Source organism: Enterococcus sp. C57, assembly GCF_040887305.1.
Lineage (GTDB): Bacteria > Bacillota > Bacilli > Lactobacillales > Enterococcaceae > Enterococcus_B > Enterococcus_B hirae.
Map to the genome: position 1 here is coordinate 116335 of NZ_JBFOFP010000003.1, position 26133 is coordinate 142467.

Annotated in this window: 25 protein-coding genes; 3 read left to right on the forward strand and 22 right to left on the reverse strand. The window is 37.4% G+C overall.

Going from position 1 to position 26133, the window contains the following annotated elements; translation table 11 throughout:
* Position 1 precedes the first annotated feature (1 nt).
* Positions 2-766, reverse strand: coding sequence for an RNA methyltransferase (locus AB5M32_RS04380; RefSeq protein ID WP_096708868.1), 765 nt, complete (start codon positions 764-766; stop codon positions 2-4).
* A gap of 107 nt (positions 767-873) precedes the next feature.
* On the opposite strand from AB5M32_RS04380, the gene AB5M32_RS04385 reads away from it, so the two are divergent.
* Both AB5M32_RS04385 and yidC read left to right on the forward strand, forming a co-directional pair.
* Positions 874-1149 (forward strand): acylphosphatase, encoded by a 276-nt coding sequence (locus tag AB5M32_RS04385; protein ID WP_178285853.1) that lies wholly within the window; start codon positions 874-876, stop codon positions 1147-1149.
* Positions 1150-1487: 338 nt separating this feature from the next.
* The gene (gene yidC, locus AB5M32_RS04390; protein ID WP_010718510.1) at positions 1488-2420 is read left to right on the forward strand and encodes a membrane protein insertase YidC; all 933 of its coding nucleotides are present in this window, start codon (positions 1488-1490) and stop codon (positions 2418-2420) included.
* 209 nt (positions 2421-2629) lie between these two features.
* On the opposite strand, the gene AB5M32_RS04395 is transcribed toward yidC, so the two are convergent.
* The 21 genes from AB5M32_RS04395 to AB5M32_RS04495 all read right to left on the reverse strand — a co-directional run bounded on the left by AB5M32_RS04395 (position 2630) and on the right by AB5M32_RS04495 (position 25101).
* Complete coding sequence (locus tag AB5M32_RS04395) at positions 2630-4051, reverse strand: oligosaccharide flippase family protein (protein ID WP_010718511.1); 1422 nt, start codon at positions 4049-4051, stop codon at positions 2630-2632.
* Positions 4052-5221: a nucleotide sugar dehydrogenase gene (locus tag AB5M32_RS04400; RefSeq protein ID WP_063627376.1), complete on the reverse strand. Its 1170-nt coding sequence runs from the start codon at positions 5219-5221 to the stop codon at positions 4052-4054.
* A 243-nt stretch (positions 5222-5464) separates the two neighbouring features.
* Positions 5465-6556: a glycosyltransferase family 4 protein gene (locus AB5M32_RS04405; protein ID WP_178285851.1), complete on the reverse strand. Its 1092-nt coding sequence runs from the start codon at positions 6554-6556 to the stop codon at positions 5465-5467.
* An 11-nt stretch (positions 6557-6567) separates the two neighbouring features.
* The gene (locus AB5M32_RS04410) at positions 6568-7194 is read right to left on the reverse strand and encodes a sugar transferase (protein ID WP_010718514.1); all 627 of its coding nucleotides are present in this window, start codon (positions 7192-7194) and stop codon (positions 6568-6570) included.
* Positions 7187-8305, reverse strand: coding sequence for a DegT/DnrJ/EryC1/StrS family aminotransferase (locus AB5M32_RS04415; RefSeq protein WP_368024345.1), 1119 nt, complete (start codon positions 8303-8305; stop codon positions 7187-7189). The genes AB5M32_RS04410 and AB5M32_RS04415 overlap by 8 nt, the downstream gene beginning before the upstream one ends.
* A 1-nt stretch (position 8306) precedes the next feature.
* On the reverse strand, positions 8307-8936 hold the full coding sequence (locus tag AB5M32_RS04420; RefSeq protein WP_178285849.1) for an acetyltransferase: 630 nt from the start codon (positions 8934-8936) through the stop codon (positions 8307-8309).
* Positions 8937-9104: 168 nt separating this feature from the next.
* Positions 9105-10922 (reverse strand): nucleoside-diphosphate sugar epimerase/dehydratase, encoded by a 1818-nt coding sequence (locus AB5M32_RS04425; RefSeq protein ID WP_010718517.1) that lies wholly within the window; start codon positions 10920-10922, stop codon positions 9105-9107.
* Positions 10923-10933: 11 nt separating this feature from the next.
* Positions 10934-11698: a tyrosine-protein phosphatase gene (locus AB5M32_RS04430; RefSeq protein WP_010737946.1), complete on the reverse strand. Its 765-nt coding sequence runs from the start codon at positions 11696-11698 to the stop codon at positions 10934-10936.
* Between the two features lie 19 nt (positions 11699-11717).
* Positions 11718-12413: a CpsD/CapB family tyrosine-protein kinase gene (locus tag AB5M32_RS04435; RefSeq protein ID WP_178285847.1), complete on the reverse strand. Its 696-nt coding sequence runs from the start codon at positions 12411-12413 to the stop codon at positions 11718-11720.
* Between the two features lie 10 nt (positions 12414-12423).
* A complete protein-coding gene (locus AB5M32_RS04440) occupies positions 12424-13203 on the reverse strand; it encodes a YveK family protein (RefSeq protein WP_178285845.1) in 780 nt (259 codons plus the stop codon).
* A gap of 841 nt (positions 13204-14044) precedes the next feature.
* The gene (glyS, locus tag AB5M32_RS04445; protein ID WP_178285844.1) at positions 14045-16120 is read right to left on the reverse strand and encodes a glycine--tRNA ligase subunit beta; all 2076 of its coding nucleotides are present in this window, start codon (positions 16118-16120) and stop codon (positions 14045-14047) included.
* Position 16121: 1 nt separating this feature from the next.
* Entirely contained in the window at positions 16122-17039 is a 918-nt protein-coding gene (gene glyQ / locus AB5M32_RS04450; protein ID WP_010718522.1) for a glycine--tRNA ligase subunit alpha, read from the reverse strand.
* Between the two features lie 355 nt (positions 17040-17394).
* On the reverse strand, positions 17395-18207 hold the full coding sequence (gene recO / locus AB5M32_RS04455; protein WP_010718523.1) for a DNA repair protein RecO: 813 nt from the start codon (positions 18205-18207) through the stop codon (positions 17395-17397).
* 161 nt (positions 18208-18368) lie between these two features.
* Entirely contained in the window at positions 18369-19268 is a 900-nt protein-coding gene (era, locus tag AB5M32_RS04460) for a GTPase Era (RefSeq protein WP_010718524.1), read from the reverse strand.
* Positions 19269-19280: 12 nt separating this feature from the next.
* Positions 19281-19688: a diacylglycerol kinase family protein gene (locus tag AB5M32_RS04465; RefSeq protein ID WP_172595700.1), complete on the reverse strand. Its 408-nt coding sequence runs from the start codon at positions 19686-19688 to the stop codon at positions 19281-19283.
* Complete coding sequence (gene ybeY, locus AB5M32_RS04470; protein WP_178285842.1) at positions 19672-20148, reverse strand: rRNA maturation RNase YbeY; 477 nt, start codon at positions 20146-20148, stop codon at positions 19672-19674. The genes AB5M32_RS04465 and ybeY overlap by 17 nt, the downstream gene beginning before the upstream one ends.
* A gap of 41 nt (positions 20149-20189) precedes the next feature.
* Positions 20190-22385 (reverse strand): HD family phosphohydrolase, encoded by a 2196-nt coding sequence (locus AB5M32_RS04475; RefSeq protein WP_010718527.1) that lies wholly within the window; start codon positions 22383-22385, stop codon positions 20190-20192.
* 19 nt (positions 22386-22404) lie between these two features.
* Positions 22405-23376, reverse strand: coding sequence for a PhoH family protein (locus tag AB5M32_RS04480; RefSeq protein ID WP_010718528.1), 972 nt, complete (start codon positions 23374-23376; stop codon positions 22405-22407).
* 460 nt (positions 23377-23836) lie between these two features.
* On the reverse strand, positions 23837-24283 hold the full coding sequence (locus AB5M32_RS04485) for a GatB/YqeY domain-containing protein (protein WP_010718529.1): 447 nt from the start codon (positions 24281-24283) through the stop codon (positions 23837-23839).
* Between the two features lie 26 nt (positions 24284-24309).
* On the reverse strand, positions 24310-24507 hold the full coding sequence (gene rpsU, locus AB5M32_RS04490; protein ID WP_010718530.1) for a 30S ribosomal protein S21: 198 nt from the start codon (positions 24505-24507) through the stop codon (positions 24310-24312).
* Between the two features lie 165 nt (positions 24508-24672).
* On the reverse strand, positions 24673-25101 hold the full coding sequence (locus AB5M32_RS04495) for a Fur family transcriptional regulator (RefSeq protein WP_010718531.1): 429 nt from the start codon (positions 25099-25101) through the stop codon (positions 24673-24675).
* 92 nt (positions 25102-25193) lie between these two features.
* Between AB5M32_RS04495 and AB5M32_RS04500 the strand changes: the two genes are divergently transcribed.
* Positions 25194-26051, forward strand: a complete 858-nt coding sequence (locus AB5M32_RS04500; protein WP_010718532.1) for a pyruvate, water dikinase regulatory protein — start codon at positions 25194-25196, stop codon at positions 26049-26051.
* Positions 26052-26133 lie beyond the last annotated feature (82 nt).

The following is a 26133-nucleotide window of genomic DNA, read 5'->3' on the forward strand; positions in this document are numbered from 1 at the left end:
ATCATAAAGAGAAATGGTAAAGTACGATGCCTGCTGCCACTCCTACATTTAATGATTCAGCATTTCCGCGAATCGGAATATAGATATTTTTATCCGTCAAGGAAAGAATTTCGGGCCGCACGCCTTGCCCTTCATTCCCCATGACAATTGCATACTTCTCAGGAACAGTTACCTGTTCTAATGAACGAGCTTCCTCGTTCAATTCCGTTCCATAGATATTAAAATTGTGTTCCTTTAAAAGCGGGATCATTTGCTCAAGGTCTGTTTGAAGTATTGGTAGATGGTAATTGCTCCCCTGCATACTTCTTAACACTTTTGTACTATAAATGTCAGCTGATCCTTTTCCTAAAACGACACCAGATAGTCCAAAAGCATCTGCCGTACGAATCATTGTTCCAACATTCCCAGGATCTTGGACATTATCTAACAATAACCATCCTCCAGTTAATTCGGGCATGTTTACTTTTTCGTAGAGCATAACGGCTAAGATACCTTGGGGTGTTGGCAAATCTGATACCACAGCCATGACTTCATTCGTTACCAAGGTACAAGGGATGTCTAAATGGTTTTTAAGCCACTCCTCCCACTCTTCTAACCCTTTTTCTGTGATTAAGATTTCTTTTACTTTGGCATGAGAAGCAACTGCCTCTTCAACCAAATGGAATCCTTCGAGTAGATACTCGCCTGTTTCTTCCCGGTATTTTTTCTTATGTAGTTTTTTCAATTCTTTGATTCTTGGATTTTTTGCTGATTGGATTTCTTTCACATTTTTCACCTCACTTAATTATAGCATGAATTCGAACCTTGAACTTGTTACAACATCAAAAAATCGGTATCATTAATTTAAAAAGCAAGGAAAGAAAGGTGGATATGATGAAAAAAATCAAGATGAACGTTCAAGGACGTGTCCAAGGTGTTGGCTTTCGTTATATGACAAAAATCGTTGCCGATCAATTAGGGATCACAGGCACAGTTAAAAACGAAGAAGATGGTTCGGTGACAATCGAAGCATGTGGCAATGAGGAAACGATCAAAAGATTCATTGAAGAAGTAAAGGATTCTCCAAGTCCTAGTGGTCGCGTACAATACGTTGACTTGCAAGATAATCCGATGATGGAAGAACGAAAAAAATTTGATGTGATCGGCTAATTTACTGATTCTGAATGGACGAAACACGCAAAAGGTAGTTCTATTTACACTATGAGAAGGCTCACATGACTTTAAGAAAGTTTGACGATAAAGGACTTTTTTTAAAGAAACAACGTGCCTTCTCTCTTCTAATCGTCCCTCACTCGTTTGATCGTTTTTGCTTCTGTTTAACCGATGGCTTTTCTCCCTTTCCTTTTTGTGGTTTGACAAATAACTTTTTTATTTTTTTAAGACCATATAGGTAGGAATCTATGAATTTTCTATAAAGTAGATTGAATTGTGTGTGCTTTTTTAGTATAGTTAATTTTGTGTAAAAATTATAAAAGAGGAAGTATTTTATGAATAAATGGAAAAATTGGGTATTGGGTTCTGGCCTTGTCACAGTCATGCTTTTCTTATCTGGTTGTGTTCGTCTGGATTCAAATGGTAACCCTGACACATCAGGTATCGTGTACCGAGTATTAGTCCATCCAATGGGACAAGCGATTACATATTTAGTGGAGAACTTCAACTGGTCCTATGGTTGGGCTGTTATTTTAATGACAGTCATCGTTCGTATCATCATTTTGCCATTAGGTATTAGTCAATCGAAAAAGACAATGATCCAATCTGAAAAAATGCAAGCATTGAAGCCGCAAGTCGAAGCCGCTCAACAAAAACTAAAAACGGCGACTACTCGTGAAGAACAAATGGCTGCACAAGCTGAAATGCAACAAGTTTATCGTGAAAATGGGTTAAGTATGACTGGCGGGATTGGCTGCTTGCCTCTCTTGATCCAAATGCCGATCTTTTCAGCCCTTTATTTCACAGCTCGTTATACAGAAGGCATTCGTGAATCCTCTTTCTATGGGATCGACTTAGGACACCCTAGTTTTGTATTAGTTGCGATTGCTGGTGCTGCTTATTTACTTCAAGGATATATTTCAACAATCGGTATCCCTGAAGAACAAAAGAAAACAATGCGTACGATGCTTATCGTTTCGCCTGCGATGATCGTCTTCATGTCGATCAGTGCGCCAGCTGGAGTCACACTTTATTGGGTAGTTGGTGGTATCTTTAGTTGTTTGCAAACCTTCATTACAAATGTCATCATGAAGCCTAAATTAAAAGCTCAAGTGGCAGAAGAGTTAAAACAAAATCCACCGAAGCAAGTCGTAACACCTCGTAAAGACGTGACACCTGCGGATAGCGAACAACCAGTGAAGAAACAAGTCAAAGCACCTAAAAACCAAACAGGTCGTAACGCTGGAAAACAACAAAAACGGAAATAACTAAGCATTTCGTTTATTTCTCAAAATAGCTAAAATAAAAAAGGAAGAGAGAACGCCTCTCCTCCTTTTTTATTTTGTCCTCTGATCATTGACTATTCTTCGCTATATTGCCGAATCAATGGTTCGGATTGAATGAAAATCAGTGTAAACATTTTTCTTTTCACTAGTAGCAACCACTTTCAAGGTCTTTGACCTGTTGTTTGTCATCATTAGATTTTCTTTTTGATCCTCAATAAATCAACTAGTGGATTGACTTTCGTTATCGTTGTGATTGCGAGATAGATCGGACAAGCAATGACGAATTGGATCAGATTGGTTCGGATATTACTCGTTAAATGACCTGTTAAAAACCTGGTGATCAAACACATGATCAATCCAGCAATTATAAACATCCCGATTTTTCTGAGAGAAAAGGTAAACGTCGTCTGTTTTAGAAAAGCTCTTGTTCTTACAACTGTAACGAAACTTTCGGCGAGAATAGTTGAAAATACGACGCCCAAAAAGCCAATAGACGGCAATAGTATGAGATTTGCCACAAGATTGATGATAGCTCCAATGATTACTGAACGATTATACTCTTTAACCTGACCGATTGGCATTAGATATTGTCTAGAAATCGCCATGCCTAAAGGAACGATCACAATCAAAACCGTAAAATATGGAATAATTTGAGTGATGTAGCTAAATTTTTCGCCAAAAAACCAAGGAACGAGCTTGTCATAAACTGTCAACATCCCAAACATGATTGGAATCGAAAAAAACAATTGTAAATGAATCGTTTTTTCCATCGTGCGAACGATTTTCTCCATATTTTTTTTTGCAAAAAAACTTGTCATATGGGGAAGTAAGACGATGTCTAAGGTAGTTATGATCGTGATGAATACGGTATTCAATTGCAGAGAATTGGTAAAATAGCCCACTGCAACACTTCCTAATGTGAAACCTAAAAGGGTCTTATTCAAATTGGTATACAACATGATCGCAATTTGAGGAATAAAATAATCAAAAGAGCCCTTTAAATGACTAAGACTTTTCTTTAAATCAACTTTCGTCAAATGAATGTATTTAGGAATAAAGAACCAAACACTCACTTGTGAACAAACTAAACCTAGTCCTTGAATCAAGGTATATTTTAACGTGTCGTCTTCGTTTTTAATCAAGAAAAGAATGAGAAAAAACGTGACTAGTTGGACTACTAAATTAGCTATACTAGTTTTCTTAAAATCTTCAATTCCCATAAAAAACCAAGATACGTCAAATAATACGGCAAAAATCGCCAAGGATTGGACAAACAAATACGAACGATTATTTAATAAAGAGGCAACAATAAAGTAAGCGACTATGACAATTAAGCTCGCTAATGCCTTAAAAAGCAGAATTTCCCAAAAAACTTCTGATAACGCTTCTTTCTTACGGTTGTAAGTCAAAGTTATTTCCCGGTTACCGTACATCGTTACCCCTAGCCCCGCAAACAAAACAAAATATTGGACAATTGAAAACGTATAATTATAAAGACCGATCCCACTTGGCCCTAAAGCATTAGAAACGATTGGAATGGTAATAATCGGAAGAATGATTTTCGTCAGTTGAAACAAGCTCTGATAAAAAAAATTTTTGGCTATATTTTTCATTTATTCATCCCGTCTAAAAATATCTCTCGTATAGACTTTTTCGATCACATCTTTTAATTGATGGTCCATCCGATTTGAGACGATCACATCCGATAGTTGTTTGAATCGCGCAAGATCCGAAACGACAGGCGCATGATGAAATTCTTCAACAGGTAACGTTGGCTCATAGACAACCACCGAAACTCCTTGTTCCTGGATTCGTTTCATGACTCCTTGAATCGATGAATAACGGAAATTGTCTGAATCGGCTTTCATCGTTAACCGATAGATTCCCACAGTCTTAGGCTTTTGGGCTAAAATTTGTTCTGCAATAAAATCTTTTCTGGTTGTATTTGCTTCAACGATCGCTTGGATAAGATTGTTAGGCACATCGGTATAATTTGCTTTCAACTGTTTCGTATCTTTTGGCAAACAATACCCTCCATAACCAAATGATGGATTATTGTAATGAGAGCCGATACGTGGGTCCAGTCCGACGCCTTCAATGATTTGTTTCGTATTTAAGCCTCGTATCTCCGCATAACTATCCAATTCATTGAAGTAAGCCACACGCAACGCCAGATACGTATTTGAGAATAACTTGATTGCTTCCGCTTCTGTTGAATGAGTCAATAAAACTGGGACATTATCTGCTTGCGTATTCTTTTTGAACATATTCGCAATCTCTGTCCCCCTATCTGAACATTCTCCTACAACAATGCGTGAAGGATAAAGATTATCGTACAATGCTTTACCTTCACGTAAAAATTCTGGTGAAAAAACAATATTTTCTGTTTGATATTTTTTCTTTAATTCGGCCGTATACCCTACTGGTACCGTGGACTTAATGATAAATTTTGCTTCTGGACGAATGGCGAGAGCTTGTTCAATGATGCTCTCAATCGATGAGGTATTAAAATAATTTTTCTTTTCATCGTAATCAGTGGGTGTGGCAATAATCAAATAATCACCAAAAAGAACTGCTTCTCGGAAATCCTTAATAAATTCGATTGCTAGGTCTTCTCTTTGAAGAAAATTATGTACTTCACGGTCTTCAATTGGTGACTCCTTCTTTTGTAGTCGTTCGATCTTTTCTGCTACGATGTCATAAGCTTTGACATTCTCATGCTGGCTAAGTAATAACGCATTGGCTAGCCCTACATAGCCTAGGCCGAAAATTGATACGTTCAATTGGTTTCACCTCTATAATTAGTTTTATTAACATAAAAAACACAAACTGGAACGTTATTGGTAGTTCTTCGTTTCATTCGCTTTATTATTCTTCTAAAAAAACAAAGCCATTTACTTTTCCTTTGAACCCAGGCTCGTTTCGTCAGTCACTCTTACAAATAATCAAAACATTCTTGAGGTTAAGAGCTTTTCACCTCATTTTCCTTGTTTAAGTGCTTTTTTTATTTTGTGAAATTCCTTTAGTTATAAAGTTTCATAAAGTCCTGCTACTTGATTGATGATTACATTTTCGCTGAATTGTTGGATATGAGCAGCAGCGTTCTCGGAATATTTTGTAACAGGTAACGTTCCAGAAAAAAAATCTTGAAGAATATTTACTAGTTCTTCTGACTCTTTGACATCAAACAATTTTCCTGTGTTCTCATCATAGATCAGATCTTTATTGCCTCGTATATTTGAAGCGACTACCGGTAAACCAACGCTCATAGCCTCCATGATCGATACGGGCAATCCTTCTCTTAAAGAAGGAAAGAGAAATAGATCACTCATTTTCATGATCTCAATAATATCCTTACGATATCCGAGTAAACTGACTTTCTTTTCCAAACCTAAAAATTTAATTTTTTGTTCCAGCGTTTGTTTCAAAGGCCCCGTTCCACAAATAAAATAGTGGAAATCTTGGTCTTTAAATGAAGCGAGTGCATGAATCACCAGTTCGTGGTTTTTGTTTTTATTCAATTCACCGACTGAAAGGAGTACTTTGGTTGTTGGCTGAGCTAGTGAAAGTACCTTACTTTTTAGCCGTTTATCAACCAAGGTTTTCTCGAACTTTTCGACTTGGATTCCAACTCCCTGAATCAAATGAGTTTGTGTTGCTTTAAATTTTTGTGAAGCAAGCAAATAATCTTCCTGATTAATGGTAATAAGCTTACTTGTATAACGAGATAAGTATTTTTCAACTGGGTAATAGACGAACCAATTAAGCATTGGGGCTCCTTGATAAAAGTGAAACCCGTGTGCCGTATAGTAGATAGGAATATTGATCCGCTTACAAGCAAGTCTTGTCACCATCGAAGCAACTGGCGTATGCGTATGTACGATATCGATATTCTCTTCTTTGATCAGCTGTTTGATTTTCTTATAGGCTAAAAGATTGCTTTTAGCTAATGGATTCCTATTGAATGGTATTTGAAACACAGGTATTTTTTTATCAGAAAAATAAGATGCCAACGGTTGTTCAAGCGCACATGCCACACTCACTTCATGTCCATTTTTGATTAGTTGATCAATATGCGGGATTAAAAAAGCATTGAGTGTATTGGAGATCGTCGTCACATATAAAATTTTCAGTATGGTTCATTCCCTTCAAATTTTTCACTTGTTGGTCCAAAATTTGAGCTAATCCCTTCTTGTTTGAACACCTTAAGAACTGTTTGTAACAAGATCCAAACATCTTTGCCAAACGAATAACTTTCAACGTACAAACAATCATACGTAAACTTTTCTTCCCAACTGATCGCATTTCTACCACTGACTTGGGCCAATCCGGTCAAACCTGGGCGAATGTTGTGGCGTTTTCGTTGCTCTTCATTATAAAGTGTCAAATATTCTACCAATAATGGACGAGGACCAACAAAAGACATTTCGCCTTTAAAGATATTCCAAAGCTCTGGCAGCTCGTCAAGACTAGTTGCTCTAAGTAGTTTGCCGAATTTTGTTAGACGAACTTCATCTGGAAGATACGCGCCATGTTGATCTTTCTCGTCTGTCATCGTGCGAAACTTGTACATAAAAAATAATCGTTCATTCTTCCCTGGTCTTGTTTGCTTAAAAATAACCGGTGAACCTAATTTTAATCGCACACACCCTGCAAGTATGAGCATCAGTGGTGCAAGCAAAAGCAATAAAAGACCTGAGAAAAAAAGATCGAACGCACGCTTTCCAAAAAGTCGATAAAAGGTTGGTTTACTCATAACGCATCACTCGCTTGATCGTTGCAACGACTCTATTTAACTCTTCATCCGTCATTTTAGTATCTGAGGAAAGACAAACTCCAGAAGAAAAAAGCGATTCTGCAACTTCGCCGCCAATAAAATCAAAAGAGTCAAAAACAGGCTGTAAGTGCATCGGTTTCCAGACAGGTCGTGCTTCGATCTGTTCTTTTTCCAATTCTTCAATCAAATAAGATGGATCTATTCCTTCTAAACGAATGACACTCAACCAATAGTTAGGTTCGTTCCAAGAATTTTCCGGCATAAATTGTATATTAGGAAACTCGGACAATTCTTCTTGATAAAATTGATAGATGGCACGCTTCTTTTGGATTCTTTCATTTAATACTTTTAATTGTCCACGCCCGATTCCTGCTAATATATTGCTCATACGATAGTTGTAACCGATTTCTAAATGTTGATAATAACGTTCATTTTCACGAGATTGAGTGGCCCAAAATTTGACTTTTTCGATTTTTGATTGATCGTCAGAGATTAATGCTCCCCCACCTGAAGTTGTGATGATCTTATTTCCATTGAAGGAATAAATCCCATAGTCTCCAAACGTTCCTGTATATTTACCTTGGTAAGTCGTTCCTAATGATTCGGCAGCATCTTCAATCAACGTCACTTGATATTCTTGACAGATCTGCATGATTTCAGCTAAGTTTGCAGCTAATCCATATAAATGAACGACGATCACCGCTTTCGCTTTTGGATATTTTTCTAAAGCTGCGCGTAAATGAACAGGACTCATATTCCAAGTTTCGGCATCACTATCCACAAAGATTGGGACGGCTCCTTGATAAAGAATCGGGTTGACCGTAGCTGCAAAAGTCAAGGATTGACAAATCACTTGATCTCCTTTCGTGACACCTGCTGCCTTTAATGCTAAATGAATCGCTGCCGTACCTGAAGAAAGCGCAGCAACATGCTTGGCTCCCACATGATCTGCCAGTTCTTGCTCAAAACCATCGACATTGGTACCTAAAGGGGCAATCCAGTTCGTATCAAAGGCTTCTTTGACAAACGCTTGTTCATAGCCTGCTTCACTCATATGGGGCGAAGCTAATAATATTCGCTTTTTTCTCACATCAACTCCACCTTTCAATTATCTTTGCTGGTACCCCCACCCATTTTGAATGATGAGGGATATCTCTGATGACAACACTGCCAGCCCCAATAATGTTGCCATCACCAATCGAACGTTCTTGAATAATCTTTGTACCGACACCCAGTTCATTTTTATCTCCTAAAGTGACTGCTCCCGAAATATTGACATGAGGAAAAATGGCATTGTAACTACCTATAATGGAGTCATGACCGATTGTTGAACCAATATTGATCATATTGAAGTCACCGATTGAAATATCTGCAGTATAGGTCGTGTAAGGCATCAATATGTTCCCAATGCCCAGTTGAACATTTAAGCCAATCAATGCGCTAGGGGCAAACAAATTTGGAAAATGCAAGTGAGGGTTTTGTCGTAACTGTTCATAGATGTTTTCTTTGACCGTCGGAGCCGCAATCCCAAGAAAAACTGCCATTGGTGTTTTGACTTGAAGCAAGTCAGCAATTTTGCCAATCACAGGTTTTCCTAGAACATCGCTTTGCTCACTTTTACGATCATCGACAAAACCGACCCACTGATACTCATTTTGTTGTTGGAGCAAAAAAGCAATTTCTTTACCAAACCCACCTGCTCCTACTATTATTGCATCCACTCGCTTTCTCCTCTCGTTTCTTTTTTTGATGGTCAAACGTTTTTTTACATGCGATTTGAATAACGTATCCCTATGCAATTTTTGATCGCAGGAATCGTATAATCCAGCACATAAAGCAATGATTTTACTACTTTACTAATAGTACGTTCAGCTTAAAACAGCTAGTTTCTATTGATTAGAAGCATTGGCAAAACGAATCACTTCTCTTGCTAATTGTTTCTCATCTTTTGGCAAATGACGGATAAAATCCATCACTTTTTGATTTGAATAACCTTTAATGTTTCCGACAAAAATTTTTTCATAGACAGCTTCATCGTTTCTCTCTTTATCCAACAGCAGTTCTTCATATAGTTTTTCCCCAGGACGGATACCCGTTTCAAGAATCTCAATTTCGTCTTCACGATAGCCACTCAGGCGAATCATATTTTTGGCAAGGTTGACGATTTTGACTGGTTCACCCATATCTAAAATAAAAATCTCTCCACCTTTAGCCAAGACTCCTGATTGAATGACCAATCGACTTGCTTCAGGAATTGTCATAAAGTAACGTGTCATCCGAAAATCAGTAATCGTGACTGGTCCACCTTGCGCAATTTGTTCACGAAAGACAGGAATCACACTTCCTCGTGAACCTAATACATTTCCAAAGCGAACAGCGGAAAATGTTGTTCCATTTTTTTCGTTCAATCCTGTTACAATCATTTCTGCAATCCGCTTTGTCGCTCCCATCACATTAGGTGGATGATTCGCTTTATCTGTTGAGACCATCACAAAATTTTTGACTTTCGCTTGTTTGGCTGCTTCCGCAACATTTTTCGTTCCAAGAATATTATTTTTTACTGCTTCTTTGGGATTTACTTCCATGAGAGGAACATGCTTATGTGCTGCAGCATGATAAACGATATCTGGGCGATAGTTTTGCATGATCTCATTGATTTTGTCACGATCTTGAATATCTGCAATGAGCGGGACGATTTTTGTCTGCTGATTTTGCTGATTCATGCGGAGTTCCCGATCGATCAAATAAATCGAATTTTCCCCATGTCCTACTAGTAATAATTGTGCTGGGGAAAACTGGATAATCTGCCGACAAATCTCTGAGCCGATCGAGCCACCCGCACCAGTCACAAGAATGGTTTTCCCTGTCAAATGACCTTTGATCGATTCAATGTCCAATTCAACTTCATCTCTTTCTAGTAAATCAACTACGTCAATTTTTTTTAATTTTGTGACACTGACTTTTCCAGAAGCGATTTCTTCCATTGAAGGCATCGTGTTTACTTTGACATGCAAGGATTCTACCATTTGAAAGATATTCCTGATTTTTGTTTTGGATAAGGAAGGAATGGCGATGGTAACGATTTGTACATCATGTTTCTTGATTAGTGCAGGGAGGTCTTTGATCATACCGATCACTTTTTTTCCTGAAAGATATGTATTTTGCTTATTAGGATCATCATCAACAAAACCAATGACATAGGTGTCACTTGCTGTTTTTGATCCAAGTAAGATATTTGCCAAAATTCTACCGCCTTCACCAGCGCCTACGATGATCGTCTTCTTGGCAGTGGCTCTAGGTTGTAGCTTTGTCTGCTTTTTCTCAATGTAAAGACGCCACTCCAGACGGCTTCCCATGATTAAAAGCAAAGACAAAATATAGGTAAAGATCGTTAGACGTAACATATACTGATGATTGATAAAAAACAAGACAAAAAGATTTGAAATCATAGTGATCGACAAAGAAACAAAAATCGCCCTGATTTCTTCTAAATTCATATAACGATTGATCCTTGTAAAGACTTTAAATAAACTCCCATAAAACAAATAGAAACCTATTGAAACGCCTGTAGAGATGAACATAAAATCCGTTGATACTTCTGCGAATGGCTTCATGAATCTAATTGTAGCAATGTTTGCCAAAAACAACAATAAGCTATCAACTCCTATCAAAATAGCAATCTTTCTTTTTCTTGTGACTTCAAACACCTTTACTCCCCCTAAAATAACCCAAACTTCTTCTTTTTTATCGCTTGATAAGTTGGATAATGAATCTGCTCCCCATTGATTAAATCTTTGGCGACTTGTTTCATTTGCTCAACTTTTTCGTTATTGAAGTCTTTAGCGATTTGTTCATAACATTCTTTTAAACAAAAAGAACGTCGCTCAACACCGTGAGCATCCGAAGCAATCATTTGTACAAGATTATACTTGACCATTTTTTTTGCTGTTTTTTGGATTTCTTTGCCAAAGCGCCCCAGATAACTGGGTGCTGTCAACTGTGTCAAACACCCCATTTCTAGATAAGGCAACAAACGATTCGGATCTTTTGCAAAATAAGTATTACGCTCAGGATGCACGATTACTGGTATTTTTCCTAGTTTCAACAGTTCAAAAAAAAGGTTCTTTGCATATAACGGTACTTCTAATGTAGGAAATTCAATCAACAGATAAGTATCATTTAAATCTGTAAAAAGAAGTTCATCTCGGTGAAGCGCTTCGAGCAATTCTCCAGTAATACGAACTTCTTGACCTTCTAATAACACCAACGGTAAATTTCTTTTATCCAGCTCTTTTTGTAAAGTGGCGACTAGGGGAATGACTTTTTTCTTTTGATTACAATACTTGCCGTTGTTATGGTGCGGTGTACATAAAATATGAGTAATCCCTTGCTCAACCGCTTTTTCAGCCATTGCCAGGCTTTCTTCCAGGTTTTGCGCACCATCGTCAACTGCTGGTAATAGATGACAATGTAAATCGATCATTCCCTTTACCTCCTCTTTATCATTCATAATAATAACTTGTATCTTTGCTTTGTTCGACTCCGTTATAGACAATCCCCAGTACATTTGCCTGAGCCATCTCTAATAATTTTTTGGCTTTCACAACTGCTTCTTTTCGTGAAGTCTTTTCACGTACTACCAGAAGCGTACCATCTGCCTTTGATGACAAGATTTGAGCATCTGTCACGGTTACAATCGGCGGCAAATCAAACATCACGATATCATAGAGCTGACTTGCTTCTACCATTAGTTGATCCATTCTTTTCGAGCTTAACAGCTCTGATGGATTAGGAGGAATCGGTCCACTTGGTAATACCGATAATTCCTTGATTGCCGTTTTTTGGATCCCTTTACTGATCGTTTCAGTTGAGCTGAGTAAATTACTTAACCCATAGTGATTATTTACTTGAAATGCTTTGTAAATAACTGGTTTTCGCATGTCAGCATCAACTAATAATACTTTCTGCCCAGCTTTTGCAAAGACAACAGCCAGATTTGCAGCCGTTGTCGATTTCCCTTCACCTGGTCCAGATGACGTGACCACGATCGTTTTGACTTGTTGATCATTGATTGAAACAAATTGGATATTGGTTCGAATCGTTCGGTAGTGCTCGGCCGCTGCTGATGAAGGATTAGTTAAAGTAATCAAACGAATCGGTTGAAGTAGTGTTTCTTTTTGTTTTATGACACGTCGCATGTTTTCCCTCCTACACTCTTGAACGAGCTCTACGAGAAGCTCTCGCTTGTTCACCAGTTTCATCGTTTATTGTCACCGGTGCGTTGTTGTTTTTGTCATTTCTATTGAAATCTTTGGCAGTCATTTCTGGTACCGTTCCTAAAATTGGAAACCCTATGACCTCCGAAAGATATTTTTCATCTTTCACAGTCTGGTCGAACAATTCCAATAACAGAGCTATCCCCATGCCAATCATCAAACCTAAAATAAGGCCAAGGGCAATATTTATTTTTTTATTTGGTGACACCGATGTTCCGTCCGCAACCGCTTCAGAAATGATCGATATTTTATCGACATTCATCACATCTTTTGCTTTCGTTTGAAACACCTCAGCTGTGGTATTCGCAATTTTCTGAGCATTATCTGGAATCGAACTAATCGCTTGGATAGAAAACATTTGTGAATTTTCGGATTGATTCACTGTGATTGCTTGTTTGATTTCTCCAACCGTCATTGCTAGCTGATCTTGCGTTTCTAATTGATCTTTCACTTCACTTAAAACTAAGTCACTAATGATCATATCTTTGTAGGTGTTAATCATTTGTAAATTCGTATTCACATCATTGACATTCGTAATATTTGACTGAGGCAACGTGACAATCAATTGGGCTTGTGAACTAAACTTGGGTGTTAGAATAAAGAATGTAACGAAACTTGCTAACGCCAAACCAACTAACGTTGAAATAAATAAGGTCAACAAACGCTTACGAAATACTCCGATGATTTCTTTTATACTAATTGTCTCTTCCATTTCTCTCCACTTTCCTGTTACTTTCCTAGATTCATTTTTCTTTTAACACATGACATCCTGCTGATGTTACTTGTTCTCATAAAATATACTCATTTCAGTGAAGCTTCGTGAGACTTCCATCCTATGAACATACTTAGATAATAAAATGACATCGATTTCTAAAAAAATTTTTAGTTTATCATTCAGATGATAATTATTATCATCTAGAGTAAGATACTGGATCCAATAGTTTTAAAAACTTTTTATTCCCAAAAAAATAAATCGTTACTTTATCTAATCGCTTCCAAATCACGGTAAATTTACTAATTCTATTAGACAAGTAAAGATTTTCTACCTGAGACCCTATTTACTATTATCCCATTCATAACAAGCTTTTCTTGTTATGAATAACAATTTTTCTATATTAATTATACCTAACTTTCATTTTTAAATAAAGGATGATTTAAAAATAACAAAAACTATGCATTTCACTCAATAGCACTGACCGATTGTTCTCTTTTTACCAAAAAATGTCATATTGTTCTGATTCGTGAAAGAAAAGTCGCTTATTGCTAGATAGCATGAATAAAACCGATATACACTACATAAAAAGAGTCTGAGGTATTAAGACCTTAAGCTTACTTTTTACACTAAGATGAGTAATTGCTATGAAAGCATCCACTCTGGTACTTTCACCATCTTATCGACGGCGTTCAAAGATCTGCACTTCGGTAATCAGTCAAAAAATAAGCCGAAGCATTTAAAAATAGAAGAAACTATTTTCGGATGCTTCGGCTTATATCTCAGAGCTAGACTTGTCATAACGCTTGTTTCAAATCAAGTTGGCAAAGGGCTACCTGATTTATTTAGTGATAATCTGTTCTAAGCTTGCTATTGATAGTGCCATTTCAGCAATTTGTTTCAGCTGTGCCAAACGATTGTTACGGACAGCAGGATCGTCTACCATGACCATGGTTTGGTCAAAATACGTTTCGATCAATGGACGTAAAGCAACAAGTTGATCATAATCTTCTTTCAGCGTTTGTGTACCAAATTGTTTTTTCATTTCTGCTACCGCTTGATAAAGTGCTGTTTCAGCTTCATTTTCAAATAACGCAGGATTAATCTCTGTTGTCGTTGTTTCTTGCGCTTTCTTCGCTAAATTAACCACTCGGGTCAATGCTTCCATCGATGGCTTAAACTCTTCCTCATCTAAACGTTCTTTAAACAGTTGAGCTGCTGTAAAAACTTTTGTCAAATCGCTTTGTTTTGCATTTAAAACTGCATCAATCACATCGTGTCGGATTTGTTTTGTAGTTAGTAACTGACGGAAACGTCCTTTGATAAAATCAATGACTGCCTGTTGTCCATCCGATAACTGGATGCCAAAACGTTCTTGATCTTCATTGATTGCCTGGTCGATTTCACGTTGTAAACGAACCAATGGAAATGCCCAATTTTTTGCTTCAATGATGCGGACAATCCCATACGCTTGACGACGAAGAGCATACGGATCATTTGACCCACTTGGGATCATTCCAACTGTAAAGAAAGAGAAGATACTATCTAATTTGTCTGCAATCGCTAATACTGCACCAATTTTGGTTTCTGGTAAGTCACCTTCACTTGAAATTGGTAGATAGTGTTCCTTGATAGCTGTTGCTACAGCTGATGTTTCGCCGTGTAATCGCGCATATTTTTCACCCATGATCCCTTGAAGCTCTGGAAACTCACCTACCATGTTGGTCACTAAATCAAATTTATAGATTTCAGCAGCACGTTGTAAATCCGTTAACTCTTCTGGTGATAAGCCGACAGATTTACCTAAAATACGAGCAATAACTTGTACTCGTTGCATTTTTTCGTAGATGCTACCAATTTTTTCATGGAAAGTCACTGATTTTAATTTATCAACAAAAGTCTCGATTGGAATCTTTTTATCTTCATTGTAGAAAAACTCTGCATCTTCTAAACGAGCAGTCAATACTTTTTGATTTCCACGGATCACGTTTTCTAGTTTGACACGATCCCCATTTCGAGCAGAAATAAAATGTGGCAAGAGTAATCCTTGGTCATTTCTTACTTCAAAATAACGTTGGTGTTCCTTCATTGAAGTAACCAATACTTCTTCAGGGACAGACAGATATTTTTCTTCAAAATCGCCAGCAAAAACTGTTGGATATTCGACTAAATTATTCACTTCTTCTAATAACTTTTCGTCTAAATCGATCGTCCAATGGTTTTTCTCTGCTAATTCTGTTGCTTGTTGGACAATCATTTCTTTTCTTTTATGTGGCGCAGCTATCACGAATTGTTCTTGTAATTTTTCTTCATACTCATTGGCATGAGCGAAACGAACTGTTTCTCCTAAGAAACGATGACCACGTGATGTGCGATCTGTTGTAACATCTAAAATCTCGAAAGGAATCACTTCATCATCTAGTAAAGCAACAATCCAATGAATAGGACGAATATATTCAAAGTCAAAATTTGCCCAATGCATCGTAACAGGAAATGTCAAACTTTTGATGACATCTGCAAGTCCAGTCAATACTTCTTTCGCTGGTTGTCCATGTGTATATTTGGTTACGTACACATACTCTACACCCTTCAGCTCTTTAAAGGTAATATCGTCAGTCGTCAAACCTTGACCACGTACAAACCCTTCTGCGGCTTTCGTCCAATTTCCATCTGAATCCAATGCGATTTTTTTAGCCGGACCCTTTAATTCTTCTTCGCTATCTGCTTGACGTTCTGGGATATTGGTTACTTTGATCGCTAAACGTCTTGGCGTTGAAAAAGTTTCGATTGTATCATAAGACAATTGGTGTTCATCTAAAAACTTTGCTGTTTTTTGTTCCAGTTGTTTCATGCTTGGTGTAACTACATGGGCAGGCATTTCTTCCAACCCGATTTCTAAAAGTAACTCTTTTGCCATGTTATTCAGCCTCCTTAACCGTTTCTGGATTTGCTGTGTTTTTATTCAATAAAGGAAATCCTAATTTTTCACGCTCTGCCACAAAAATCTTTGCAACAGATTTTGCCATATTTCTGATACGTGACAGATAACCAGCACGTTCTGTGACAGAAACTGCCCCACGAGCATCTAATAGATTGAATGTATGGCTGCATTTTAAAATGTAATCATAGGCAGGATGAACTAAATTTTCATCAATGCATCGTTTAGCTTCTTTTTCAAAACGATCAAAATTACTTAATAATAGTTCTTGATCACTGACTTCAAATGAATATTTGGAGTGTTCGTATTCAGGCTGTTTGAAAATCTCCCCATATTTTACGCCATCTGACCATTCAAGATCATAGACACTTTCTACTTCTTGGATGTAGGATGCCAAGCGCTCCAAACCATAAGTAATTTCAGATGTCACTGGTTTACATGGCAGACCGCCGACTTGTTGGAAATACGTGAATTGTGTAATTTCCATTCCATCGAGCCAAACTTCCCAACCAACACCGGCACAGCCCATCGAAGGGTTTTCCCAGTTATCTTCGACAAACCGAATGTCGTGTTCCAAAGGATCGATCCCCAATAAACGTAAACTTTCTAAATAAAGTTCTTGGATATTTTCAGGTGATGGTTTCATCACTACTTGGAACTGATGATGTTGATACAGACGGTTCGGATTTTCCCCATAACGACCATCGGCTGGGCGACGAGAAGGCTCTACGTATGCTGCATTCCAAGGCTCTGGTCCAATTGCTCGTAAAAAGGTATATGGGCTCATTGTACCTGCCCCCTTTTCTGTATCATAGGCTTGCATCAACATGCACCCATTTGATGACCAAAATTTTTGTAACGTCAAGATCATGTCTTGTACAGATAATTTTTTGCTCATTTAAAATGACTCCTTCCACTTCTAAATAGTTTGCTGAGAATTTGAAACAACAAAAAGTCCCTATGCTTGTCTAAACAAACATAGGGACGAATAACTTCGCGGTTCCACCCTACTTCCGAAAATTTCGGCAGCTTCATTGTCAGTACTCCCAAGTGCCTCTTCAAAAACCGACAGCATTCGGCTCACACCCTCCCGAACTCGCTTTTGCTACGTATTTTTTACTGATCTTGTTCAACGTACTTTATTCTTTTATTTAGCCAATCAAGTTTTTGTACAAAACTCTCATTTATCTAGGTTCCATAATAGACGTATAGTTAGGCTTTTGTCAAATAGTTTTGAATGTTGATTGAACATTCTACTCATTTTTTTGGTTTTCAGAAGCACTTTCTCCTTCCGGATCAGGCTTTTTTAGGACATGTTCCCATGATTTCATTTGATCAATGAACTTTTTACTTTTTAGATGAATCCCTACGTATTCTTCGTATAACTGGTCAATCAGTTGCCTGATCGTTGCTTTAGTTTCGTCTTTTAAATTGATCCCTGTGATCTTATCATAAGAAATAGCAGAGAACATACGCACGAAATAAACAGCTCTTGGATCTGCATGATAACGACGGTGATCCATTGACCAATGTTCTTCGCATAGCACGCCTCCATATTTGGAAGAATAATCAAATTTACCTTGTGTTTTGCCACACACCACACAATGTGTCCAAATCGGTGCAATCCCAAAGCGTTGCAATAATTGTACCTCAAAGATGTTGGTGATGATTTCCGCATCGTCCCCCTGATCCATCCGTTGCAATGCTGCTTGTGTAAATTGAAAAAGATGGGGATCATATTGATGGTCTTCGATCGCTGCATCCACTAAGTTTAACAAATACGTGCCGTAACCACTTAAAAAAATGTCTTCTTGAATTTTTCTAAAGGAGTGAACATCTTTTACGCTGGTTATAAACGAAAGTCCTTCACTTTTAAACGTACCAATGTAGATTCCTTCAGTAAAAGGGAGTAGTGCAGGGGCTAATGGTTGGTTTTGCCGGTGAATTCCTTTGACATAAAACATCAGTTTCCCCGCAGACTCAGTAAAAATTTTCACTAATTTGTCTTTTTCTTTATAATTTCGACTGGACAATATGATCCCTTTTGATTCGGCTAGCTGGCTCATTTTTTTCGCCCCCCTTTTAGAAAAAGAATAAGGAAAAGAAAAATCATTCACTGAATCATTTTCCTTTCCCACTTATTCTACTCATTTTCTTGTCTTCTGACTTTTACACGCGGTTTCGTCTATCGAATAATCACGTTCAACTCATTTTTATCTACTTAAAGTTAATATTCCTCTTTGCGGTAACCAAAATCTTGTAAATAAACTCTTTTATCGCGCCAATCTTTTTGAACTTTAACCCATAGTTCTAGAAATACTTTGTCACCAAGCAAATTCTCAATATCTTTTCTTGCTTTCGTCCCAATTTCTTTTAGCATTTTACCACCTTTACCGATGATAATCCCTTTTTGACTATCACGTTCAACGATAATGGTTGCTTGAATTTGGATTTTATCATTTTCATTGCGTTTCATTGAGTCAACAACAACAGCCACTGAATGTGGGACTTCATCTCTAGTCAAAAACAGGACTTTCTCACGAATCAATTCCGAAACGATAAAGTATTCTGGATGATCCGTTACTTGATCATCCGGGAAGTATTGAGGACCTTCTGGCATCTCAGCGATCAACACTTCCATTAGACGGTCCACATTGTTCCCTTCTGTAGCCGAAATCGGTACAACTTGTGCAAAAGGCATTTGTGCCGAATAATCTTCGATGATTCCTAATAATTCATCTGGATGAACTTTATCGATTTTATTGATAATCAAATAAACAGGTGATTGAACATTTTTTAATCGTTCAATAATAAAATCATCCCCACGTCCACGTTTTTGATCCGCACTGATCATAAATAAGACAGCATCCACTTCTCTTAGTGCACTGTAGGCTGATTCCACCATAAAATCACCCAAACGATGTTTTGGTTTATGGATTCCCGGAGTGTCGATAAAAATCAACTGTGCTTCTGGTGTCGTATAAACGCCTTGGATCTTATTTCTGGTCGTTTGTGCCTTGTCACTCATGATAGCAATTTTTTGCCCAACGATTCGATTTAATAATGTTGATTTGCCAACATTTGGTCGTCCCACAATAGCGACAAAACCTGATTTATGTTCTAACATATTATTCTCCTTTTAATTAAAAAACATTTGATAGATTTTAGGTACAAATAAAATGAGACCGACGATCACTGCAAAACAAGCGGTGACTAACACTGCTCCTGCCGCCATATCTTTGATTTTTTTCCCAATTGGATGGAAATGAAAATCGGTAAACATATCCACCACATTCTCAAAAACAGTATTTAAAATCTCAACGATCCACACCAGAAAAACTGCTAAAACTAACCACAGCCATTCTATTTGATTCAGTTGAAATACAACTCCCATAAAAAACGCCAGCAACCCAAAACCTACATGTTTTTTCATATTACGTTCCTCATCAAAGACTGTTTTAACCCCTTGAAGAGCAAATTCTACTGACATAGCGAAGTGCTTATTTTTCTCAACCTTTTTCTCGCACTCTTTATCTTTTAAGTCCATAAGCATCTAAAATCTCTTTCTGTAAACCAAACATCTCTGCTTCATCTTCGGGTGTCATGTGATCATAACCATTGATGTGCAAAAAGCCATGCACTGCCAAAAATCCCAACTCTCGATCATACGAATGACCATATTCTTCCGCTTGTTCCTGGGCACGCTCAATTGAGATCATGATATCTCCTAATACTCGTGGTAAAGGATTATCGACTTCTTCAAAAATCACGGGAATTTCGTCTTCCCCTTCGTCTTCTAATGCAAAACTAATCACATCTGTTGGGGCATCTTTGCCACGGTAGACACGGTTGATTTCTTGGATTGCTGCATTGTCCATAAAAGTAACAGACATTTCTGTTTCCTCGGATAATTTCAAATGAGCCGCTGCAAATTGCAGAAGATCCTCGATCTCTTTGATTTTTTCTGTTGAAACTTTCTGTGTTTCATCCATAAATGTGATGTCCATATTTATCGCTTCTTTCTTACTTATTGCTGATATTTTTTATTTTAGCCATTTTCTTTTTCTACTTTCATCGTTTCCGCTTCCGATTTCATTTTAGGATATTTGATCCGTGAATGGAAGGTACTACTTAACCCACTGATCAAAGATTTTTCCACTTTGCGAATTTCTTTTAATGTTAAACCACTATCATCAAGTTGACCATCAGAGATTCGTTCTTCAATCAAATTATGGACAAATTTTTCGATTTTTTCACCTGTTGGATGATCCATTGCCCGTACTGCCGCTTCACAACTATCTGCAATATTCACGATGCCGGCTTCTCGGGTCTGTGGTTTGGGACCAGGATAACGAAATTGTTCTTCGGTGACTTCAGGATTTCTTTCTTTTGCCTTGATATAGAAATACTTCATCAATGTTGTTCCATGATGCTGTCGGCAAATATCGATTACCATTTGCGGCATGCCATATTCCTCTAAAATTTTCGCTCCATCGGTCACATGACCAAAAATGATCTGTTTACTATCTTCCGGTAATAAGAAATTATGTGGATTTTCAGCACCAGAAGGCAAGTTTTCTACAAAAAAGCTAGCATGTTTGATTTTACCAATATCGTGGTAGTAACAAGCTACACGCGTCAATAATGACCGCCCATTGATCTCAGCCACTGCGTTCGCACTTAAATTGGCGACCATCATACTGTGATGATAAGTTCCTGGTGCTTCTTCCAATAGCTGTTTTAACAATGGATGGTTAGGATTACTTAACTCATTCAAGACGATCACACTATCATCGTTAACCATCAATTCGATATACGGATGTAATCCCATCGTTAACAGATACGACAGCAAAGCCCCCATAAAGCCACAAATCAGTGTTAACCAAGTTGTTCCATTACTAAAGCTCATACCTTGATAAACGATCAACACAACATCCATCATCAACGGAAAAATAATGACCCACATCATAGCTGAAAACCATTGTTCTGACACTCGTTGGCGTTTTAAAACCGTCGCTAATAAACCTGAAAAAAGATAAGCCATCAAGATAACGGTCAAAAAGTTGGTCCCAATCGAGCCATAAAAAATAAACAATGCAGATACGGCTTGGAACAAGGCAGCCATGATTCCTGCCCTCCGGTTCAAAAAGAAATTTAAAACTAAAGGAACAAAAGCTGCAGGATAAAACAGCGGGATAAAAGCTGCTTGTTCCGTTTGGAATAGTTGGAAAAATTTCATTAATAACACACTGATGGACATAGCCGTAACATAAAAGAGAACATACTCTGTTCGTTTTCCGGCTTCATGGTACTGCATTGAGTTGTAAACTAAAACAGCAATTTGCAATAAGACTGCTAAGATCATTGCTACTAAAGGAAAAATTGACGTTGTTTGACTGGTCAATCCTAATAATTCAAGCTTTTTCATTGCATCTGCATCGATTTGATTTCCTTCACGAACAATGATTTCGCCTTGATAGATCATGACCGGTTGAACCGCACTCCTTGCTGATTGTTTCAATTCCTCTGTTTTCTTTTCATTTAAGACATCATTTACGACGATTCCTTGATCGACAAGATAATGGATCGTTTGTTGTTGGTCAGGTGTCACGTTCAAATATTGGATCTGTTCTTCTGCCTGTTGCTTGAAGGTTTCTAAATCACTTTCTCGAACTTGTTTTTTCATTTGTTCATTGATCAATCGAAGACTTTCATCTCGGACTGTCGCAATTTGACTATCTGACATACTAAAGATTTTTGTGTAAAAATTAGTCGGTAATTTTTGATAAAATGCCACGTTTTCAGCATTGGCATTTTCAAAACTCTTCTTTAAAGCTGCAATTCGTTCGTCGATAGTTGGCTTAGGAACATTTTCATCTTCTTTTGCTTTATCTACTTTTTCTTTATACGCTTTATTGATCGAATCATTTGTTTTATTGATCAATTCAAAAAGCTGCTTGATGCGACTACTTTGTTCACTAGCTAAATCTTGTTGATACGTATATTCTGGCGTAACAGCTTCCGCTGCTAATTTTCTTTTTTGTTCGGTTTCTTCTGTATTCTCAATCGTTTTATTCGCACGGATACTTTCTTCTGCCACTTGTCCTTCTCTGAAGTCATTGGCTTTTTGCTTGACGCTACTAAACGTGACGCCACAAACGATCACAAAAAACAAAAGCAATAAGAAAGGCATTGCCGCCTTTCCTAATTTTGCTTGCAGTTGTTGGAGTATTTTATTCAACATTCGCTTATCCCCCTAAGCCTTACTCTTGATGAAGATCTGCCTTTTCATAAGCTTTGATGATTTCGGCTACAACAGGATGACGAACGACGTCACTTGCTTCAAAATTGACAAAAGCAATTTTTTTGATTTGTTTCAATGTACGTTCTGCATGGATCAAACCACTCATCGTCCCTTTAGGTAAGTCAATCTGACTTGTATCGCCGTTTACGATCATTTTTGATTGATACCCCAAACGAGTCAAGAACATTTTCATCTGTGCCACTGTTGTATTTTGAGCTTCATCTAGTATTACAAAAGCATCGTCAAGTGTTCGCCCACGCATATAAGCTAATGGCGCAATTTCGATGATCCCACGCTCCATCAAACGATTGGTATGATCTAAACCAAATATTTGATACAGTGCATCATACACTGGACGTAAATAAGGATCAACCTTTTCTTTCAGATCACCCGGTAAGAAACCAAGATTTTCTCCTGCTTCCACCGCTGGACGAGTCAAAATGATTTTTTGGACTTCGCCTTTTTTCAACGCAGCAATTGCTAAAACGACAGCTAGAAATGTTTTACCTGTTCCAGCAGGACCGACACCAAATACGATGTCATGTTTAGCAACGGCCTCGACATATTGTTTTTGTCCACTATTTTTCACTCGAATCGGTTTACCATTGCGGTCTTTGACGATTTCTTCTTCATACATTTCAATGAAGTAATCCAATGTCCCTTTTTGCCCCATTTTTAAGGCAGTAACAACATCAGGTGTACTGACATGTATCCCCCGCTTGATCAATTCTTGTAAGGTACGTATCACCGATTGTGCTAACGAAAGCCCCGGCTCTTCTCCAATAATCTGGATCATTTCGCCTCTCGTATGAATCGTTGTTTCAGTCATTTCTTCAATTAATTTTACATGTTTGTCATGCGAGCCTAACAACATACTGATATCGTCAGCAGCTGTTAATCTAATTTCTAAAGAACTGGATGCTTCTGTCAAAAATAGACATCTCCTTTACTTCAATTCATTCCTTCCTATTTTACCATATTCATAAAAAACTATATAGCAAATAAAAAAGGTTGTCTCACTCCTTATTCGTTTCATTCATTTTAACCTAAAATTACTTTGCTGAACTTCCATGATTTACTTTATGTTATTCCATGATTGAGAGATTCCTGCCTATCAATAAACAGCTTTTACTTAATAGATAAGGCAAAGAACCAATCTAACCAAGCCTAGATCTATCGAGTGAGGAAGAGAGATAAAAGAAGGATATGTATGATTGCATGGGGAACAAGGTGTACCGATTGATGTTGCCTTGGCGCTCACCTTGAGGAAATTGGGACATGCATGAAAAAAAATCTAAAAAAATAAGTCTGATTTTGACGTTGTGGATCAAAATCAGGCTTATTTTCTTTTTAAGAGAGGGCGGTTGTCCCAAACTCTTTAAATGATAAGTTTAAGATTGTAATAGCTCTTTCACAATCGCATTCACTTGGTTCCCATCTGCTTTTCCTTTGACTTTCGGCATGATCGCACCCATGACTTTGCCAAATTCTTTGACAGAAGAAGCTCCAGTTTGTGTAATCGCTTCTTGAACAAGTTGACGAATATCATCCTCAGAAAGTTGTTCTGGCATGTATTTTTCAACAATTACTATTTCACTTTTCACTTTTTCAGCTAAATCGTCACGTCCAGCTTCTTCGAACTCATGTAAAGAATCACGCCGTTGTTTCATTTCACGAGACAACACTGTTAATTCTTCATCTTCAGTCAAGTCGTGACCTTCTTTGATTTGCTCGTTTTGAATGGATGACTTAATCATACGTATGACTTGTAAAGATTCTTTATCTTTTGCTTTCATCGCTGTTTTCATGTCATCGTTCAATCTACTTAGTAGTGACACACTACCAACTCCAATTCATAAAGGAACTAGTTTTTTTGCGTTTTTTTGCGTTTTTTCGCTGCTTTTCTAGCTGCTTCAGATTTTTTCTTACGTTTTACGCTTGGTTTTTCGTAGAATTCACGTTTACGAGATTCTTGTAAAGTACCCGCTTTTGACACGGAACGTTTGAAGCGACGAAGAGCATCGTCAATTGATTCGTTTTTACGAATGACTGTTTTTGACATGTTAATTCCCTCCCTCCGAGCTTAAAAAGTAACCGTAATTGTTATTGAAATTATAATCCAAAAAACAAGACTGTTCTATAAAACATTATATCTAATGCTGATTTGACCGTCAAGGGAATCTTTGGATTTTTTAAAATAATGATATGTTATTTTATTATAAAACAACTACTGACAGTTTTCACATCGACCGAAAATTTCAAACCGATGCCCTTCGATCGTACAACCTGATAATTGATTTTCAAAATAGTCCATTGGACACATATGGATTTCTTTTGTCATCCCACAAACGGTACAAATAAAATGATGATGGTGACCGATCTCTCCCTGGCAACAATGAAAACGAAACTTCATTTCGCCATTCAAATCGGTTTCTTCTAATAAGTCTAACTCAGAGAAATCATGAAGATTACGATAAATCGTATCATAACTCACTCCTTTAAATTCCTCATTCATAAAATCAAATACTTCTTTTGCTGACACATAACGATTTCTTTTGACCAAATAAGTCAATAATGCTTCTCGCTTTTTCGTGTATTTAAATCCGTTATTTTTCAAAATTTCTAACGATTGTTCGATTAATGTTTGGTTTTTCAAGTCTTTCCCTCCAAATCAAAATGATTACGAAGTACATATTCCACAGTATGGTATACTAAAGATAAAAAAAATGCAAGTGAGGTTTTTTATTTATGGCTTTTGATTCTACTGAGATCGTTACTTTTTTTGTCATTTCTGATTCAGCTGGTGAAACAGCAACAAAACTCGCACAGGCAACCATGGCACAATATCCTACAGTTGAATTTAATTTATTTCGTCGAACGTTTGTCACTGACCAAGACACCCTCGAACAAGCCTTACAAGATGCGTTAGCAGAAAAAGCGTTAGTACTTCATACCTTGATCAACCAAGAGCTGATTGATTATACCCGAAGTTTTTGCGAAGAAAACAACTTATTTAGTTTTGACGTGATGACCCCACCGATCGAAGAAATCCAACGATTAACAGGAATTCAACCCACTCGTCAACCTGGAGCCCTACATTTATTGAATGAAAATTATTTTAAACGAATCAAGGCAATGGAATTTGCTGTAAAATACGATGATGGGAAAGATCCAAGAGGTTTCTTAGAAGCAGACGTGGTGTTGCTAGGAGTTTCCAGAACGTCAAAGACACCGTTAAGTCTTTTTTTAGCGAATAAAAACTTAAAAGTGGCGAATCTCCCACTCATTCCTCAAGCCCATATCCCAAAACAACTTTGGGAGATCGATCCTAAAAAAATTGTTGGTTTAACCAATAATCCCGATATTTTAAATAATATTCGAAAAGAACGGATGCGTTCCTATGGATTAAATCCTGATACGGCTTATTCTGATATCGAAAAAATACGAGCAGAATTAGATTTTGCTAATGATTTGTATGAAAAATTAGGTTGCGTTGTGATCAATGTTGCTTCTCTCTCAATTGAAGAAACGGCTTCGTTGATCCTAAATGCCTTAGATTTAGAGGACCACAGTTATTATGGCACGGATACTTCAGGAGAAAAATAAAGAGCAAATAATTGTATCCCGTAAGCAGCTATAACAAACAACCAGAACCAAACGCATAACTAGTTGAAAAAAAAGCCAGCAG